Annotated in this window: 18 protein-coding genes; 12 read left to right on the top strand and 6 right to left on the bottom strand. The window is 39.5% G+C overall.

The features are described 5' to 3' along the window. Positions 1–96 precede the first annotated feature (96 nt). Both ACNART_RS04785 and ACNART_RS04780 read left to right on the top strand, forming a co-directional pair. Positions 97–678 carry a hypothetical protein gene (locus ACNART_RS04785; RefSeq protein WP_109371724.1) on the top strand — a complete coding sequence of 194 codons (582 nt, stop codon included), beginning with the start codon at positions 97–99 and terminating at the stop codon, positions 676–678. 6 nt (positions 679–684) lie between these two features. After that, positions 685–1,065 carry a type II toxin-antitoxin system YafO family toxin gene (locus ACNART_RS04780; protein ID WP_196573478.1) on the top strand — a complete coding sequence of 127 codons (381 nt, stop codon included), beginning with the start codon at positions 685–687 and terminating at the stop codon, positions 1,063–1,065. 73 nt (positions 1,066–1,138) lie between these two features. On the opposite strand, the gene thiI is transcribed toward ACNART_RS04780, so the two are convergent. After that, on the bottom strand, positions 1,139–2,590 hold the full coding sequence (gene thiI, locus ACNART_RS04775) for a tRNA uracil 4-sulfurtransferase ThiI (RefSeq protein ID WP_109371728.1): 1,452 nt from the start codon (positions 2,588–2,590) through the stop codon (positions 1,139–1,141). A gap of 201 nt (positions 2,591–2,791) precedes the next feature. On the opposite strand from thiI, the gene xseB reads away from it, so the two are divergent. The 10 genes from xseB (at position 2,792) to ACNART_RS04725 (ending at position 12,837) form a co-directional block, all read left to right on the top strand. Then, on the top strand, positions 2,792–3,055 hold the full coding sequence (gene xseB / locus ACNART_RS04770) for an exodeoxyribonuclease VII small subunit (protein WP_023580876.1): 264 nt from the start codon (positions 2,792–2,794) through the stop codon (positions 3,053–3,055). Then, the gene (gene ispA / locus ACNART_RS04765; RefSeq protein WP_198619350.1) at positions 3,056–3,979 is read left to right on the top strand and encodes a (2E,6E)-farnesyl diphosphate synthase; all 924 of its coding nucleotides are present in this window, start codon (positions 3,056–3,058) and stop codon (positions 3,977–3,979) included. It abuts the gene before it with no gap. 66 nt (positions 3,980–4,045) lie between these two features. Further along, positions 4,046–5,911: a 1-deoxy-D-xylulose-5-phosphate synthase gene (dxs, locus tag ACNART_RS04760; RefSeq protein WP_198619349.1), complete on the top strand. Its 1,866-nt coding sequence runs from the start codon at positions 4,046–4,048 to the stop codon at positions 5,909–5,911. Positions 5,912–6,261: 350 nt separating this feature from the next. Next, positions 6,262–6,681: a D-ribose pyranase gene (rbsD, locus tag ACNART_RS04755; protein WP_198619348.1), complete on the top strand. Its 420-nt coding sequence runs from the start codon at positions 6,262–6,264 to the stop codon at positions 6,679–6,681. Positions 6,682–6,688: 7 nt separating this feature from the next. After that, a complete protein-coding gene (gene rbsA / locus ACNART_RS04750; protein ID WP_349442743.1) occupies positions 6,689–8,197 on the top strand; it encodes a ribose ABC transporter ATP-binding protein RbsA in 1,509 nt (502 codons plus the stop codon). A gap of 1 nt (position 8,198) precedes the next feature. Beyond that, positions 8,199–9,164, top strand: a complete 966-nt coding sequence (rbsC, locus tag ACNART_RS04745) for a ribose ABC transporter permease (RefSeq protein ID WP_069368591.1) — start codon at positions 8,199–8,201, stop codon at positions 9,162–9,164. 42 nt (positions 9,165–9,206) lie between these two features. Beyond that, entirely contained in the window at positions 9,207–10,097 is an 891-nt protein-coding gene (gene rbsB, locus ACNART_RS04740) for a ribose ABC transporter substrate-binding protein RbsB (RefSeq protein WP_109371738.1), read from the top strand. Between the two features lie 78 nt (positions 10,098–10,175). Beyond that, complete coding sequence (gene rbsK, locus ACNART_RS04735) at positions 10,176–11,102, top strand: ribokinase (protein ID WP_198619346.1); 927 nt, start codon at positions 10,176–10,178, stop codon at positions 11,100–11,102. A 4-nt stretch (positions 11,103–11,106) separates the two neighbouring features. Continuing rightward, entirely contained in the window at positions 11,107–12,114 is a 1,008-nt protein-coding gene (gene rbsR, locus ACNART_RS04730; RefSeq protein ID WP_198619345.1) for a ribose operon transcriptional repressor RbsR, read from the top strand. A 387-nt stretch (positions 12,115–12,501) separates the two neighbouring features. Further along, complete coding sequence (locus tag ACNART_RS04725) at positions 12,502–12,837, top strand: zinc ribbon domain-containing protein YjdM (RefSeq protein ID WP_109371746.1); 336 nt, start codon at positions 12,502–12,504, stop codon at positions 12,835–12,837. 89 nt (positions 12,838–12,926) lie between these two features. Here the strand turns inward: ACNART_RS04725 and thiL are convergent, their stop codons facing one another. From thiL to nrdR, 5 genes are all read right to left on the bottom strand, one after another. Further along, positions 12,927–13,910 carry a thiamine-phosphate kinase gene (gene thiL / locus ACNART_RS04720; RefSeq protein ID WP_109371748.1) on the bottom strand — a complete coding sequence of 328 codons (984 nt, stop codon included), beginning with the start codon at positions 13,908–13,910 and terminating at the stop codon, positions 12,927–12,929. 103 nt (positions 13,911–14,013) lie between these two features. After that, the gene (nusB, locus tag ACNART_RS04715) at positions 14,014–14,427 is read right to left on the bottom strand and encodes a transcription antitermination factor NusB (RefSeq protein WP_006535124.1); all 414 of its coding nucleotides are present in this window, start codon (positions 14,425–14,427) and stop codon (positions 14,014–14,016) included. Positions 14,428–14,455: 28 nt separating this feature from the next. After that, a complete protein-coding gene (ribE, locus tag ACNART_RS04710; RefSeq protein ID WP_036932916.1) occupies positions 14,456–14,926 on the bottom strand; it encodes a 6,7-dimethyl-8-ribityllumazine synthase in 471 nt (156 codons plus the stop codon). 213 nt (positions 14,927–15,139) lie between these two features. After that, a complete protein-coding gene (ribD, locus tag ACNART_RS04705) occupies positions 15,140–16,294 on the bottom strand; it encodes a bifunctional diaminohydroxyphosphoribosylaminopyrimidine deaminase/5-amino-6-(5-phosphoribosylamino)uracil reductase RibD (protein WP_368927378.1) in 1,155 nt (384 codons plus the stop codon). A 70-nt stretch (positions 16,295–16,364) separates the two neighbouring features. Continuing rightward, positions 16,365–16,814 carry a transcriptional regulator NrdR gene (gene nrdR, locus ACNART_RS04700; RefSeq protein WP_006535128.1) on the bottom strand — a complete coding sequence of 150 codons (450 nt, stop codon included), beginning with the start codon at positions 16,812–16,814 and terminating at the stop codon, positions 16,365–16,367. Positions 16,815–16,845 lie beyond the last annotated feature (31 nt).

Here is a 16,845-nt window from a genome sequence, read left to right as displayed (position 1 = left end):
TTTTAAGACCTATTTCAGTCGTTATTTCTTCATATCAGATTTTAAAATAAGTGTTGAGAGGTTAAAATAGAACCAACTTCTAAAGGATGTGGCAAAATGAAAACTCTTCAATACCGCAAGAACTTACCTAAACTTGTTACTTTAATTTCTATGGGATTAGCCACTGTTCCTGCTGAAAGTTTTAGACATAAACAATCATCGTTGATCCCCAATATTCAATACTCTTTTGCATCTCCTGTATCTAATCAACTTGTTGCTATTCCGATTGATGATGCTACTGAAAAAATGAGCACTTTAGCTGAGTTACTCAATAGTGACTTAACTAGATTAAAAAAAGAATGGGAAAACCATGAAAATTTATTTATTAGCCAACACATTTATGAACAAATAAATAAAAATATAAAAGATATAGATACCTCTTTAGTTGATATAAAAAATGTCCTTGCATCGTGTTTAAATAACGATATCTTAAAAAAAGAAAGTATTCTTTTATTTGGTCGCTCTTTAGCAATGTATAGAAGTGTATTAACTGAGATTGTTTTATTTATAGAACAAACTCATCAGCCATTAAAAACAACAAATAAAAAACCCAATGTAACTAATGCTGAGATGCAGAGATTAATACAATCTGAGCATATAAAATTAGGGCTTGATATACCTAAATTTCATAGTAATTGATATTTTATGACTCAAATATCAATACATCCTGATATTGAATATAAAACTATCGCCAATGAATATGCTCACTTATTAAAACTTTGGAAAGAAGACAATATATTATCTAATTATTTAGGTGCCAATGGTCGCTGGGAAAATAATGCCAAGTTATGTCAATCTCTTATTTCTAAAATACATATTAGAATGCCACTTGAACCAGGATGGAATAAAAAGATACCTCAAATACAAAGAAAATCAAATCATTACTTAGTTTACTGTCAACATTGGCTTTACCCAAACAGATATCAAATTATTGCTATTATGTCGCCCAATGCTCATGAGATAGCAAAAACATCATTTCTGGCTGTATTAGAGAAAAGAGCAGAAGAATTTCAAAATAATTTCTAATAAGCTATTATCAGTAACCCCAAAAGCCACTTTTCAGTGGCTTTTTTATTCGTAAGATCAAATCGTTAGCGTATTATTTTTTACGATATACTTTAACGTTTTCAAAACCTTGCTCACGCAAATACAGCGCTTGTAAGCGGCTCATCATTCCGCGATCACAATAAAGCAAATAAGTTTTGGCTTTATCTAAATCACCAAACTGGGTGCTTAATTTATAGAAAGGTAACTCTTTAACATCAACACCGTCTATCTTTAATGGCGAAGTTTCTTGCTCTTCAGGTGAGCGGATATCCAAAATAACATCGTTAGCGCCAAATTCAGATACCATTTCAACTTCAGTAACTTGCTGTACGGTTTCTTCTGCAATACGACGAATATCCATATTCTTGGCGTTTTCAACAACGTTATCAAGAATAGAAAAATCAAACTTCTCTTCTTCCGCTTCGATCTTCGCTTTTACTGCTTTCACTGTTGGGCTTTTTGAAATAACACCACAAAATTCTGGCATTGTACGAGCAAAATCTTCTGTACCAATTTGGCGGGCGATATTGATAATGTTCTCTTTATCATGCGTGATAAGAGGGCGTAAAATTAACGTATCAGTCGCATTATCAATTAAACGTAAGTTAGTTAAAGTTTGGCTAGAAACTTGGCCTAATGCTTCACCCGTTACAATCGCTTGGACACCATAGCGTTCTGCAACACGGGATGCGGCACGTACCATCATACGTTTTAATACAACGCCCATTTGACCATCATCGACTTTTTCTAAGATTTCTGCGACAACAGGTTCAAAATCAACAGCAACGAAATGCACTTTATGTGAACGGCCAAAACGGTTCCATAAATAATGAGCAACTTGTTTAACGCCAATTTCGTGGGCAGAACCACCTAAGTTAAAGAAACAATAGTGAACTCGGCTACCACGACGCATTAACATATAGCTTGATACACCTGAATCATAACCACCAGAGATCAGTGATAAAACATCTTCCTGTGTACCAATTGGAAAACCTCCAATACCTTCATAGCGCGCATTCACTAAAATAAGTTTGTCATCTTCAATTTCTAAATTGATGGTGACATCTGGACGCGTTAATTTCACTTTTGCGCTTTCAACGTGTTGGTTAAAACCACCACCAACATAACGCTCAACTTCATTTGAAGTAAAACTGTGCTTACCACGACGTTTGGCACGAACACAAAATGTTTTGTTTTCAACTAAATGCTTAAATGCCGCAAAAGTTTGCTCAAAAATATTGTGTAAATCAGTATACGGATGCTCTTCTACTTGTAAAAAGTGATGAATACCAGGAATACGTGTTAATGCATCACATACCGCTTCACTTTTGCTTTCATCTTTACTCACAACAACAATGTTATCCCAATTGCGGACAACTGTGATTTCATCACCTAATGTATTAAGTACATTACGAATATTGCTAGTGAGAATTTTGATAAAACGTATACGAACAGATTGGCTTTTGATCGTAATTTCGGGGAATAATTTAATAATAAACTTCATAGTCAATGGTCATAGGTTATTAAGTAGAAACATAAACTACAGTGATGTTAATTGACTGGAGTTTATAAAAGTCACAAAGTATATCACCAATATTTAGGGCTCACCCGCAAAAATCATCGACTGAATAAGAAATTTTCTTCTCACTTGTAGTAAGATGATCGCTATTATTCAGCGCTAACATGCTTTATTATCAAAAATATTATGGCTAAGAAAACGACACCAATTAACGAAGACATCGCACAAGCACCAAGTTTCGAAGCATCTATGCAAGAACTTGAGCAAATCGTAAACCGTTTAGAATCCGGTGAACTCCCTTTAGAAGAAGCGCTTAATGAGTTTGAACATGGCGTTCGTCTAGCCCGTGTTGGACAAAAAACATTACAAGACGCTGAACAGCGTGTTCGTATTCTTCTAAAAGAAGACGATAATGCAACTCCTGATGATTTTATCCAAGAGGCAGAATAATTGAGTAACGCAACTTCAAGTACGGATGCGTTCCGTCAGAAATTAGATTCCGCCCACCAGCGTGTTGATCATGCATTAAACCAAGCGCTATCCGCTTTACCATTCACTGACATGCCTCTAGGTAAAGCCATGCATTATGGTGCTCTTTTAGGTGGAAAGCGCTTACGTCCTTTCCTTGTTTATGCAGTGGGTGAAATGTTTAAAGTCCCCGCACTTAACCTTGATGCACCAGCCGCCGCAGTGGAATGTATTCACGCTTATTCTCTCATTCATGATGATTTGCCTGCGATGGATGATGATGATTTACGTCGTGGTAAGCCTACATGTCATATTGAATTTGGCGAAGCCAACGCAATTTTAGCGGGTGATGCATTACAAACACTCGCCTTTGAGATCTTAGCAAAAAATCCAATGCCTGATGTTGCAATGGCTGATCGTGTTGCAATGATTTCTGAATTAGCAACAGCCAGCGGGCTTGCAGGTATGTGTGGCGGTCAGGCACTTGATCTTGAAGCCGAAGATAAATCGATTGACCTCGCATCTCTTGAAAAAATCCATTTACACAAAACAGGTGCATTAATTCGTGCAGCTGTTCGCTTAGGCGCATTTAGTGCTGGCTCAAAAGGCCATGATGTATTACCCGCACTAGATAAATATGCCCACTCTATTGGCCTTGCATTTCAAGTACAAGATGACATTTTAGATGTCATTGGCAGTACGGAAGAAACTGGGAAACGTCAAGGTAGCGACCAAGAGTCAGGAAAAAGCACGTATCCAGCCCTCCTTGGATTAGAGCAAGCTCAAAAGAAAGCACAGGAATTGTATAACGAAGCACTGGATGCCTTAGCGTTTCTTGAGCAATACGAGTACGATACGACCACGCTTAAACAATTAGCGAGTTTTATCGTCGAACGGAAAAACTAATAAAAAATAAAGAGAGCAGCTTACCTGTTCTTTCCCTATTACAAGTGATTAATTAATAGGCATCACATGAGCATTGATATCGAAAAATATCCCACATTGGCGTTGGTTGAAACACCAGAAGATTTGCGCCTATTACCAAAAGAGAGTTTACCTAAACTCTGTGATGAGCTAAGGCTATTTCTTCTTAACAGTGTCAGCCGCTCAAGTGGTCACTTCGCCTCAGGTTTAGGTGCTATTGAGTTAACGGTTGCTCTTCATTACGTCTATAAAACCCCTTTTGATAACCTGATTTGGGATGTTGGTCATCAGGCCTATCCTCATAAGATCTTAACGGGTCGCCGTGACCGCATTGATACTATCCGTCAAAAGAATGGGTTACACCCCTTCCCTTGGCGAGAAGAGAGTGAATACGACAAACTTTGTGTCGGTCACTCTTCAACCTCTATCAGTGCAGGTTTAGGTATGGCTGTCGCCGCTGAACAAGAAAAGCTGAACAGAAAAACAGTTTGTGTGATCGGTGATGGGGCAATTACTGCGGGTATGGCTTTTGAAGCAATGAATCACGCAGGAGATATTGAACCAGATATGCTCGTTGTACTTAATGACAATGAGATGTCGATTTCAGAAAACGTTGGTGCATTGAATAATCACCTTGCGCAATTGTTATCTGGCAAACTGTATACCACCTTGCGTGAAGGTGGAAAAAAAGTCTTTTCAGGTATTCCACCCATTAAAGAATTACTTAAAAAGACAGAGGAACATATCAAAGGCATGGTTGTCCCAGGCACCATGTTTGAAGAGTTGGGCTTCAACTATATCGGTCCTGTTGATGGCCACGATGTTATTGCATTAGTACAGACATTAACTAACATGCGTGATCTAAAAGGCCCTCAGCTTCTGCATATTATGACTAAAAAAGGTCGTGGATATGCGCCTGCTGAGCGTGATCCAATTAGCTGGCACGCAGTCCCTAAATTTGATCCTCAAACTGGGACATTACCTAAAAGCCCTAATGCACGACCTACATTTTCCAAAATTTTTGGTGACTGGTTATGTGAAGAAGCCTCAACCGATCCAAAACTCATGGCAATTACCCCAGCTATGCGTGAAGGCTCTGGTATGGTGCGTTTCTCAAAGGAATACCCTTCACAATACTTTGATGTTGCGATCGCAGAACAACATGCCGTTACCTTTGCAGCAGGTTTAGCAATTGGGGGTTATAAGCCGATTGTTGCTATCTACTCAACATTCTTACAACGCGCTTACGACCAAGTGATCCACGACATTGCCATTCAAAAACTGCCTGTTTTATTTGCTATTGATCGTGGTGGTATTGTGGGAGCAGATGGGCAAACTCACCAAGGTGCTTTTGACCTCTCATTCTTACGCTGCATTCCTAATATGGTCATTATGGCGCCAAGTGATGAAAATGAGTGTCGCCAAATGCTTCACACAGGTTATCACTATCAAGATGGTCCTGTTGCCGTACGCTATCCAAGAGGCTCTAGTGTTGGTGCACAATTGCAACCACTTAGTCCACTACCTATGGGTAAAGGTATTATTCGTCGCCAAGGCAAAGGTATTGCGATTTTAAACTTTGGTACATTACTACCAGAAGCGTTAGAAGTTGCTGAAAAACTTGATGCAACTGTGGCTGATATGCGTTTTATCAAGCCTCTTGATAAATCACTTATCCTTTCTCTGGCTGAACAGCATGATATGTTGGTAACGCTAGAAGAAAATGCCATTATGGGTGGTGCTGGCAGTGGCGTAAACGAGTTACTCATGCAAGAACGTTGCTTAATACCTGTCCTAAACTTAGGTATACCTGATCTGTTTGTACCACAAGGTGGACAAGAAGAGATCAGATCTGACTTAGGATTAGATGCAGAAGGTATTGAGAAATCAATTAAGGCTTATCAAGCTAACTAATTGAATTAAAATGATTAAAAAACCTCTCCTAATTAACCACAGGAGAGGTTAATGTATTTCTAGGCTGTGATTTATCTACTTTTATCATACTGGTTTACATTTCCACACCCCATATTGTCGCCCTTATTACAACCTTGTCCATCATCACATTTTTATGAAATTCACTGAAAATAACCTCTTTCCTTCTTGAATCCATTCAGCGTTAATTTATTCAATCAGTTAGATTTTTCTTTCTTTTTGTTTGCCAACGAAACGTTTCGATCACGCTCACAATATGAATAAATCAAACTTGTTTTCCCACCTTTCTTTTCTACTATGTAGACAGCGAAACGTTTCGCTGAGGAGGAAACATGAAAAAAGGTGTATTACTTAATAGTCCTATTTCGAGTGTAATTTCACGTTTAGGACACACTGACAAAATCACTATTGCAGATGCTGGATTACCAATTCCCTCCTCTGTTGAACGAATTGATCTTGCTCTCACTCAAGATATTCCTGACTTTATGTCAGTCTTACAAACCGTTACCCATGAAATGCAAATCGAAGCGGTGATGCTGGCGGAAGAAATTAAAACCATCAATCCCTCTCTGTTTAATGAAATCCTCTCTTATCTCAATTTATTAGAACAAGAGCAGAAGAAACCTATTCAAATAATGTATGTTTCACATGAAGCATTCAAAAAGCAACTTACTGAAAATAAAGCTGTTATTAGAACCGGTGAATGTACGCCTTATGCCAATATTGTGTTGTTTTCTGGTGTGACTTTTTGAGGGCAATATGGAACCTTTACTTGAACTTAAAGATATTGATAAGTCATTCCCTGGTGTAAAAGCACTATCAGGTGCCACACTTCGAATTTATCCCGGTAGAGTAATGGCACTCGTAGGTGAAAACGGGGCAGGCAAATCAACACTAATGAAAGTGCTGACTGGGATCTATAAAAAAGATGCGGGTGAAGTCATTTATCAAGGCAAAAGCTGTGCTTTCAATGGTCCCAAATCTTCCCAAGAAGCAGGAATAGGCATTATTCACCAAGAGCTTAACCTTATTCCAGAATTAACCATCGCAGAAAATATCTTCTTAGGTCGTGAGTTTACTCGTGCTTTTGGCGCTATCGATTGGAAGAAAACGTATGCAGAGGCTGATAAGTTATTAGCCCGATTAAACCTTGCTTACAGTAGTCACCGTTTAGTGTCTGAATTATCGATTGGTGATCAGCAAATGGTAGAAATCGCCAAGGTTCTTAGCTTTGGCTCAAAAGTCATCATCATGGATGAGCCAACAGATGCGTTAACCGATACTGAAACCGAATCTCTATTTAGCGTTATTCGTGAACTAAGAGATCAAGGTTGTGGCATTGTTTATATCTCACATCGTCTAAAAGAGATCTTTGAGATTTGTGATGACGTGACTGTACTGCGAGACGGCCAGTTTATTGGTGAAAAACCTGTCGCCTCATTAAAAGAAGACACTCTGATTGAAATGATGGTGGGTCGTAAGTTAGAAGACCAATACCCTCGTATTAATATCCCTCAAGGAAAAACCAAACTTAACGTCATTAACCTCAGTGGCGAAGATGTTCATGATGTCAGTTTCTCATTACATGAAAGCGAAATTCTGGGCATTTCTGGATTAATGGGCGCGGGTCGTACTGAGTTAATGAAAATTATCTACGGCGCATTACCTAAAACCAATGGCACTGTTGAATTAGATGGTAAACCCTGCCAAATCAAAAAGCCGGTTGAAGGATTGGAACAAGGCATTGTTTACATTTCTGAAGATAGAAAGCGTGATGGTTTAGTGCTTGGCATGTCGGTAAAAGAAAATATGTCTCTGACAGCCCTTCGCTATTTTAGCCGCGGTATGGGTGTGCTTAATCATAAAGAAGAGCAACTCACTGTCGGTGATTTTATTAAATTATTCAATATAAAAACCCCTTCAATGGATCAAACGATTGGCTTTTTATCTGGGGGAAATCAACAAAAAGTGGCTATCGCAAGAGGCCTAATGACTCGCCCTAAAGTGCTTATTCTTGATGAACCCACTCGTGGCGTTGATGTGGGCGCTAAAAAAGAAATTTATCAGTTAATTAATAAATTTAAACAAGAAGGATTAAGCATCATTTTAATTTCTTCTGAAATGCCTGAGGTAATGGGAATGAGTGACCGTATTCTGGTTATGCATGAAGGTCGTATTAGTGGTGAGTTTTCCGCTCACAATGTCACACAAGAAATGCTAATGGCAGCGGCTGTTGGTAAACAATATGACGCTAAAGTAGGAGTTTGATATGAGCACGAATTCAATTCCAGCGTCAAAACGTTGGTTCTCAAAAGCTTGGCTATTAGAGCAAAAATCGCTGATTGCATTGCTACTTCTGATTGTTGTGGTTTCCACACTCAGCCCTAATTTTTTTACCTTAAACAATATTTTCAACATTCTCCAACAAACATCGGTTAACGCCATTATGGCGGTTGGAATGACGCTAGTTATTTTAACATCTGGTATCGACTTATCTGTTGGTTCATTGCTTGCATTAACAGGTGCCGTTGCCGCTTCTATGGTTGGTGCGGATGTTAATGCGCTTGTTGCTGTTGTTGGCGCATTGGCATTAGGTGCCGCTATTGGTGGTGTAACAGGAATTATCGTTGCTAAAGGTAAAGTTCAAGCCTTTATTGCTACGTTAGTCATGATGTTATTACTGCGCGGTGTTACTCGCGTCTATACCGACGGTAGCCCTATTAATACCGGATTTAGTGATAATGCCGATCTGTTTAGTTGGTTTGGTATTGGTCGCCCATTTGGCATTCCAACGCCAATTTGGCTCATGATGATTGTCTTCTTAAGTGCATGGTATTTATTACATCATACCCGTTTAGGTCGCTATATCTATGCACTAGGGGGTAATGAATCTGCCACTCGCTTATCGGGTATTAGCGTCGATAAAATCAAAATCATCGTTTATTCATTATGTGGTTTATTAGCCGCCCTTGCGAGTGTCATTGAAGTTGCTCGACTTTCATCAGCACAACCAATGGCAGGTAATGGTTATGAGCTAGATGCGATTGCTGCCGTTGTTCTCGGTGGTACCAGCCTTGCAGGCGGTAAAGGTCGTATTATCGGTACATTAATTGGTGCACTTATTCTAGGATTCTTAAATAATGCACTGAATTTATTAGGAATATCATCAAACTATCAAATGATAGTAAAAGCGGTGGTCATCTTACTTGCTGTTTTAGTAGATAACAAAAAATAACTCTCTATTCTCTTAATCCGAACCCCGACAGGAACTTATATTATGAAACTTAAAAAAATGGCAACACTTCTTTCTGTTGTTGCATTAAGCGCCACAATCAGCGCTAACGCATTGGCAAAAGAATCAATCGCACTTGTTATCTCAACACTAAACAACCCTTTCTTTGTCACAATGAAAGACAGTGCACAGAAAGAGGCAAATAGATTAGGTTACGACCTTGTTGTTCTAGATTCTATGGACAACCCAGCGAAAGAGCTTGCTAACGTGCAAGATCTCACCGTAAAAGGCACACGTTTAATGCTTATTAATCCGACAGATTCAGATGCTGTGGGGAATGCAGTTATTTTAGCCAATAAAGCTAAAATCCCAGTTATCACCTTAGATCGTGTTGCAAACAAAGGTGAAGTCGTCAGCCACGTTGCTTCAGATAATCGCCTTGGCGGTAAAATGGCAGGTGATTATATTGCTGAAAAAGTCGCTAATGACGCCAAAGTCATTCAACTAGAAGGGATCACAGGAACATCTGCATCTCGTGAACGTGGTGAAGGTTTTAAACAAGCCGTTGATGCCCATAAACTGAATGTACTTGCAAGCCAACCCGCTGATTTTGACCGCACCAAAGGTCTTAACGTGATGCAAAATCTGTTAACTGCGTATCCTGCTGTTCAAGCTGTTTTTGCACAAAATGATGAAATGGCATTAGGTGCATTACGTGCATTACAAACTGCTGGTCGTACCGATGTATTAGTGATTGGTTTCGATGGTACAGATGATGGGATCAAAGCGGTAAACCGTGGCATGTTAGGTGCAACCATCGCTCAACGCCCAGATCAAATTGGTATTATCGGCATTCAAACTGCAGATAAAATTCTCAAAGGCGAGAAAGTGGATGCAACAATCCCTGTCGAGCTTGAGTTAGTTATAAAAAAATAACAACAACAAATACCACGGAGTGATATTGCTCCGTGGTGGCTTTAATCATTAAAACACGTTTTCACAAGGATAAAGGCTATGACGACACCTCGCCTTGCTGTTCTAGGTAGCATCAATGTTGACCACATTATGAATATTTCACAATTTCCAAAACCTGGTGAAACCATTATTGGTCATCAATACAAAATAGCCTTTGGTGGTAAAGGTGCAAATCAAGCTGTCGCTTGCGGTCGTAGTGGCGCCGATATTACCTTTATTGCTTGTGTCGGTGATGATGCAATTGGTAGTGAAATCATAGCTCAACTGAAAACAGATAATATTCATATTGATGCAATTAGTATTATTCCGCAGATACCAACAGGTGTCGCGATGATCCTTGTTAATGAACAAGGTGAAAACGTAATTAGCATCGTTGCAGGTGCGAATGGCGCACTAACGCCAACACATTTTCAGCAATATCATCATGTTGTTGAGCATGCTGATGCCTTACTGATGCAATTAGAATCACCATTAGAGACAGTCTTTGAAGCAGCAAAACTGGCAAAGTCACATCACACGAAAGTTATTTTAAATCCTGCTCCAGCAGTGCCTTTATCTGATGAATTTCTGAGTTTTATTGATGTTATCACTCCAAATGAGACGGAAGCCGAAATATTAACAGGCGTTTCTGTGCATGATGAAGCGGGTGCAGCAAAAGCTGCTGAAATCTTACATCGTAAAGGTATCAAACAAGTGCTTATCACTTTGGGTAGCCGTGGCGTATGGTTTAGTGAACAAGGAAAAGGCATGATAATTCCCGGTTTTCGTGTCGAAGCAGTTGATACCATTGCCGCAGGTGATACATTTAACGGTGCATTTGTCACTGCAATATTAGAAGGGAAACCTTCCGTTGAGGCTATCCGTTTTGCTCACGCAGCAGCTGCAATTGCAGTTACACGTCATGGTGCACAATCTTCAGTTCCTTGGCGTCATGAAATCGAATCATTTTTAGCAGAGCGAGCATAGTACTTTGGCAACAATGAAAGATGTCGCCCGTTTGGCGGGCGTTTCGACATCAACTGTTTCTCACGTTATCAATAACAACCGTTATGTTAGCGAAGGTATTCGTAAAAAGGTTAACGACGCTATCGAAACCTTAAATTACGCGCCTTCTGCTTTAGCGCGTAGTTTAAAAATGAACTGTACTCACACTATCGGTATGTTAGTCACAGCCAGTAGTAACCCGTTCTATGCAGAAGTTGTGCGCGGTGTTGAACGCAGTTGTTATGAAAAAGGCTATAGCCTTATTTTGTGTAACACCGAAGGGGATTACGAGCGCATGGATAGCAGCCTTGAAACCTTGCTGCAAAAACGTGTTGATGGCTTATTATTGATGTCAACGGAAGCCAGAGCGCCCTCTCATGAAGTGCTAAATCGTTATCCTCGTTTACCGATGGTGATGATGGATTGGTCCCCGTTTGAATATGGGGGAGATATTATTCAAGATAACTCTCTGCTCGGGGGAGAAATCGCAACCAATTATCTGATTGAAAAAGGCTTTACTGAAATTGCATGTATCGCAGGCCCACAAGATAAGCTTCCTGCAAAACATCGTTTGCAAGGTTATTATAATGCGATGCAAAAAGCAGGATTAGCTATTCGAAACGAGTTTGTGTTAACCAGTGATTTTGAATTTGCAGGTGGATTTAACGCAATGCAAAAATTACTCTCACTTTCTGTCTTACCACAAGCTGTTTTTACCTGTAATGACGCGATGGCTGTTGGCGCTTATCAAGCCATTTACCAAAAAGGTTTGCGTGTACCTGATGATATTTCCGTCATGGGTTATGACGATATCGACCTAGCCTCTTATATGATCCCACCGCTTTCGACTATTCACCAACCTAAAGATGAATTGGGAAAACTCGCTGTCAGCCAATTATTGCATCGTATGGAAAACATTGATGCCGATGATAATGTTCTGGTGCTTACCCCCAAACTTATAGAGCGTGGCTCGGTGATAGATTTCATAAAATAACAACAAGAAAGTTAGCACTATTATTACTGATGCTCTCTTTTAAGATGAGGGCATTTACTTCTAGTTATATTTATAAAATTAAAGATTTAAAATCAACTAGTTAAATAATTTTTAAAACTATGTCTATTTATCTTTATTTCCTATTGAACCCTCTATATTTTAGCTACTTTCCCTCGTTATTTACGCCATAGACCATGAAGGATGCAAATTTCCATCAAATCTATTATACTATTGCCCTTTCGCATTATCTGATGCAGCGCCATTTAGGGTATTGCTTTAGAATTTTCATGCTTAAATGATAATGTGTCCTTTAATTTATGGGGCAAGTGTTATCCTCATTTTGACGATTAATCACTTCCCATTTTGATAAAATTTGAGAGTATTATTATGTCATTACCTTCTTGTCCTAAGTGCAATTCAGAATACACCTATGAAGATGGTGCAATGTATGTGTGCCCTGAATGTGCTCATGAGTGGAACGATGCTGAGCCTGTTGCTGAAAGTGATGAATTGATTGTTAAAGACGCTAACGGTAACTTATTAGCTGATGGCGATTCAGTGACTGTGATTAAAGATCTCAAAGTCAAAGGTAGCTCAACCATGCTGAAAATTGGTACTAAAGTAAAAGGTATTCGTTTAGTGGAAGGCGACCATAATATTGATTGTAAAATTGATGGCTTTGGACCAATGAAGTTAAAATCTGAATTTGTGAAGAAAAACTAAGATAAATTAATAATACCTTTATTAATTCATTCAGATATTATCAGCATTCTCAAAGGCGCTTATTAAGCGCCTTTTTGTTTCAGTAAACCTTACTCGTTACTCTCACTAAAGTGATCAAAGCCTTTAAGATTAGGGTAAACATCTTCACCATTTCGTAAATAACGAATGCCTTCGCTAATCGGCATAATTTGACCAATACAATGAAAATCTGCACCTGTATGCGCTAATGCGATCTCTAAAGCACCACGATTGATTTCTGGTACTGTAAAGCAAAGCTCGTAATCTTCACCACCACTCAATGCCCAGATCTCCGCTTGTTCTTCACTCACTTCTGCTTTCATTGCAGGCGAATAAGGTAATGCATCTAAATTTAAGCGCGCACCACAACCACTTGCTGTGAGAATATGATCCAAGTCTGAAATCAGCCCATCAGAAATATCAATCGCAGATGTCGCTAAATGGCGCAATGCTTGACCTTGCAGTAAACGAGGTTGAGGGCGCAAATGCCTTGCAACAAAATAGTCACTATGCTCTTTTTCTGTCGGCTGTAATCTATTTTGTAATACAGCAAGCCCTGCCGCGCTATCACCTAAAAAACCCGTAACATAGATCCAATCGCCAATTTTAGCGCCAGAACGAAGTAATGCGGTTCCTTGTGGAACAAGCCCTTGTATTGTGATTGTTAAGCTCAAAGGACCACGAGTAGTATCACCTCCGATTAGCTGGATTGCATAATAATCAGCTAATGCAAAGAAGGAGCGGCTGAATGCCTCGAGCCATTCACTATTTGTATCAGGAAGTGTCAAAGCTAATGAAGCCCAAGAAGGATCTGCACCAACGGCAGCTAAGTCACTAATATTTACAGCCAGTGCTTTATACGCTAAATCTTCAGGTGAGATAGAAGGAAGGAAGTGAATACCACTCACTAAAGTATCGGTGCTAATAGCAACTTGTTGCTTTTCAGGTACCGTTAATATTGCGCAGTCATCTCCAATTCCTGTACTCACATCTTTTCGTTTTACAGGCTGTGAAGTGAAATATTGCTTAATAAGGGAGAATTCACCACAAGGCATTATCTATTTCCTATTTAGCTGTGCATACTAAATGAGTTTTATTAAACAAAAGGCCGGAAATACCGGCCTTGAATTATTTACCATAGAGGAAACGTGAAAAACGTTATTTTTTACGTACAGTTGGTGCAGCTTTATCAAGCACGCCATTAACAAATTTATGGCTATCGTCAGCACCAAATACCTTAGCCAGTTCAATCGCTTCGTTAATCGCAACTTTGTAAGGAACATCTTCACGGAAGCTAAGTTCAAACATTGCTAAACGTAAAATTGCTTTTTCAACTTGACCTAATTCTTCAAGTTGACGGGATAAATAAGGTTCCATCGCCTTATCTAAACGTGTTGCATTAATGGCAACACCCACTAAAAGCTCACGAAAATAAGCAATATCTACACCTTGGGTATCCTGCTCGGATAAAAACTCCAATTCCACATCCGCGATGTCATTTCCGGATAATTGCCATGAGTAGATAGCTTGAACAGCACACTCACGAGCACGACGACGAGCAGCAGGTTTCACAAAATTCCCCTTAAGTTAAAACAGATGATTAGCCTTTTATGGCTTTAAGTACATTGATCATTTCAAGTGCTGTCATTGCCGCTTCAGCACCTTTGTTGCCCGCTTTAGTTCCAGCGCGTTCAATAGCCTGTTCAATATTTTCAGTGGTTAAAACACCAAAAGTCACAGGGATCTCACTTTGCATCGCAACTTGAGATAAACCAGAACTACATTCGCCAGCAACGTATTCAAAATGTGCGGTTCCACCACGGATAACAGTACCTAATGCGATAACTGCATCGTATTTGTCGCTTTCGGCTAATGCTTTAACCGTTAATGGCAACTCATAAGCGCCTGGAACCCAAACGACGGTAATATTTTCAGAGGAAACTTGTCCAATGCGTTCTAATGCATCAACCGCACCTTCTAATAGGCTGTCATTGATGAAGTTATTAAAACGGGCAATTGCAATTGCTACGCGTGCGTTTGGCGCCGCGACAACACCTTTGATTACGTTCATAGGTTACTTTTTTCTCCTATCCGCGGGGGCGCGGATTTTATCATATTCTTTCCCTTACTGCGCTCTGTTTTATTATCACACAGTAAAGGAGCCAAAAACCCTTGATAAATCAAGGTATTTAGTTGGCTGATAACGATGTCGTAACGACAGGAAATAACACACACGGCGCCATTTTACTACAAATAGCGCCGTAGACACACTTATTTGCGTCTATTAATAACGAGGTTTTAAACAAACTCTGATATCAGAGCCAATTTGTTGAAGAGAATCTACTGTAAATTCAGGTGCTTCTGATAATGACGATAGTGGAGAAAGTGTAAATAATCCACGCGCATCATTGCCTAAAATTTTAGGTGCAATATAAATAATAAGCTCATCAACAAGCCCAGCCTCTAATAATGCGCCAGCAAAATGAGCCCCACTTTCAACCCATACAGTATTGATATTGCGTTTACCCAATTGCATCATTAATAAAACTAAATCCACACCGCTGTTTTTGCCATTCGTTGGTAATAGGATTTCTGATACATTCCCCTGCCAGTCACTTGGGTGTGATTTTGTACGCGCCAACCAGCATTCGCCTTCAATTTGAGTGATTTTATGATCTTCAGTCACTCTATTTTGGCTATCAGCCACAATACGAATAGGTTGGCGTAATGTTTCTTCCGGATAAATGGCTTTTATCTCATCTGAAAGCTCATCCCAACGTACATTCATAGAAGGGTTGTCAGCAAGCACGGTTGCACTTGTCGTTAAAATAGCGCTAGCTTGAGCTCGGAAATTTTGTACATCCCGACGAGATGCTTTAGAGGTTATCCATTGGCTTTCACCTGATGCTAATGCCGTTTTACCATCTAAAGATGCGCCCATTTTGAGCTGAATATAAGGAAAACCCGTTCTCATGCGTTTAAAAAAGCCAACGTTAAGTTTTTCAGCTTCTTGCATTAAAACACCATGAGAAACATCGACTCCTGCTGTTAATAACTTATGTAAGCCTCGTCCAGCAACTTGAGGATTCGGATCTTGCATCGCAGCAACAACGCGTTTTATACCTGCATTAATCAAAGCATCAGCACAAGGCGGTGTTTTACCAAAATGGCTACAAGGCTCAAGAGTGACATAAGCTGTTGCCCCTTTTGCTTTATCTCCTGCCATTTTTAATGCATTGACTTCAGCATGAGGGCCACCTGCGTGATGGTGATAACCTTCACCAATAATCTCACCCTCTTTTACAATCACACACCCCACATTAGGATTAGGCGATGTTGTAAAACGACCTAATGCTGCAAGCTCAATAGCTCGACGCATGTAGTGTTCATCCTGCAGGCTTTCATTTTCACTTGGATTGTCGCTGTTGTTATTTATCATAATAATTACATGTAATTTTATTATTTATCGTTATTTTTCAAATCATTAAATAAAGGACAGTATTAATGTATTAATCCTGTAATTTTGCAATTTCTTCACCAAAATCACGGATATCTTCAAAACTACGATAAACAGAAGCAAAGCGAATATAAGCCACTTTATCGAGTTTCTTTAGTTGTTCCATAACAAAATTGCCAATTTCTTTTGAAGGGATTTCTCTTTCACCCGTCGCTCTTAATTGTGATTTGATATGACTTATCGCAGCTTCAACATCGTCTGAACTCACTGGACGCTTTTCTAGCGCTTTAAGCATACCTCGACGAAGTTTCTCTTCATCAAAAGGCTCACGTATTTCATCACTTTTCACAACACGAGGCATCACTAACTCTGCTACTTCAAAGGTAGTAAAACGTTCATGACAAACAAGACATTGGCGACGACGGCGCACTTGTGAACCATCACCAACAAGTCTGGAATCAATTACCTTGGTATCTACGGCTCCACAAAATGGGCAATGCATAGTTATTCCTACTTTTGACAATACTCATAAA

It is taken from the genome of Proteus sp. LHD240705, assembly GCF_047921555.1.
Lineage (GTDB): Bacteria > Pseudomonadota > Gammaproteobacteria > Enterobacterales > Enterobacteriaceae > Proteus.
Note: the sequence above shows the minus strand (reverse complement) of the source record. Positions and strands in the feature narration are given on the sequence as shown.

Coding starts and splice junctions, on each gene's coding strand:
- ACNART_RS04785 (WP_109371724.1), top strand. CDS start 97: ATGAAAACTCTTCAATACCGCAAGAACTTACCTAAACTTGTTACTTTA.
- ACNART_RS04780 (WP_196573478.1), top strand. CDS start 685: ATGACTCAAATATCAATACATCCTGATATTGAATATAAAACTATCGCC.
- thiI (WP_109371728.1), bottom strand. CDS start 2,590: ATGAAGTTTATTATTAAATTATTCCCCGAAATTACGATCAAAAGCCAA.
- xseB (WP_023580876.1), top strand. CDS start 2,792: ATGGCTAAGAAAACGACACCAATTAACGAAGACATCGCACAAGCACCA.
- dxs (WP_198619349.1), top strand. CDS start 4,046: ATGAGCATTGATATCGAAAAATATCCCACATTGGCGTTGGTTGAAACA.
- rbsD (WP_198619348.1), top strand. CDS start 6,262: ATGAAAAAAGGTGTATTACTTAATAGTCCTATTTCGAGTGTAATTTCA.
- rbsA (WP_349442743.1), top strand. CDS start 6,689: ATGGAACCTTTACTTGAACTTAAAGATATTGATAAGTCATTCCCTGGT.
- rbsC (WP_069368591.1), top strand. CDS start 8,199: ATGAGCACGAATTCAATTCCAGCGTCAAAACGTTGGTTCTCAAAAGCT.
- rbsB (WP_109371738.1), top strand. CDS start 9,207: ATGAAACTTAAAAAAATGGCAACACTTCTTTCTGTTGTTGCATTAAGC.
- rbsK (WP_198619346.1), top strand. CDS start 10,176: ATGACGACACCTCGCCTTGCTGTTCTAGGTAGCATCAATGTTGACCAC.
- ACNART_RS04725 (WP_109371746.1), top strand. CDS start 12,502: ATGTCATTACCTTCTTGTCCTAAGTGCAATTCAGAATACACCTATGAA.
- thiL (WP_109371748.1), bottom strand. CDS start 13,910: ATGCCTTGTGGTGAATTCTCCCTTATTAAGCAATATTTCACTTCACAG.
- ribE (WP_036932916.1), bottom strand. CDS start 14,926: ATGAACGTAATCAAAGGTGTTGTCGCGGCGCCAAACGCACGCGTAGCA.
- ribD (WP_368927378.1), bottom strand. CDS start 16,294: ATGATAAATAACAACAGCGACAATCCAAGTGAAAATGAAAGCCTGCAG.
- nrdR (WP_006535128.1), bottom strand. CDS start 16,814: ATGCATTGCCCATTTTGTGGAGCCGTAGATACCAAGGTAATTGATTCC.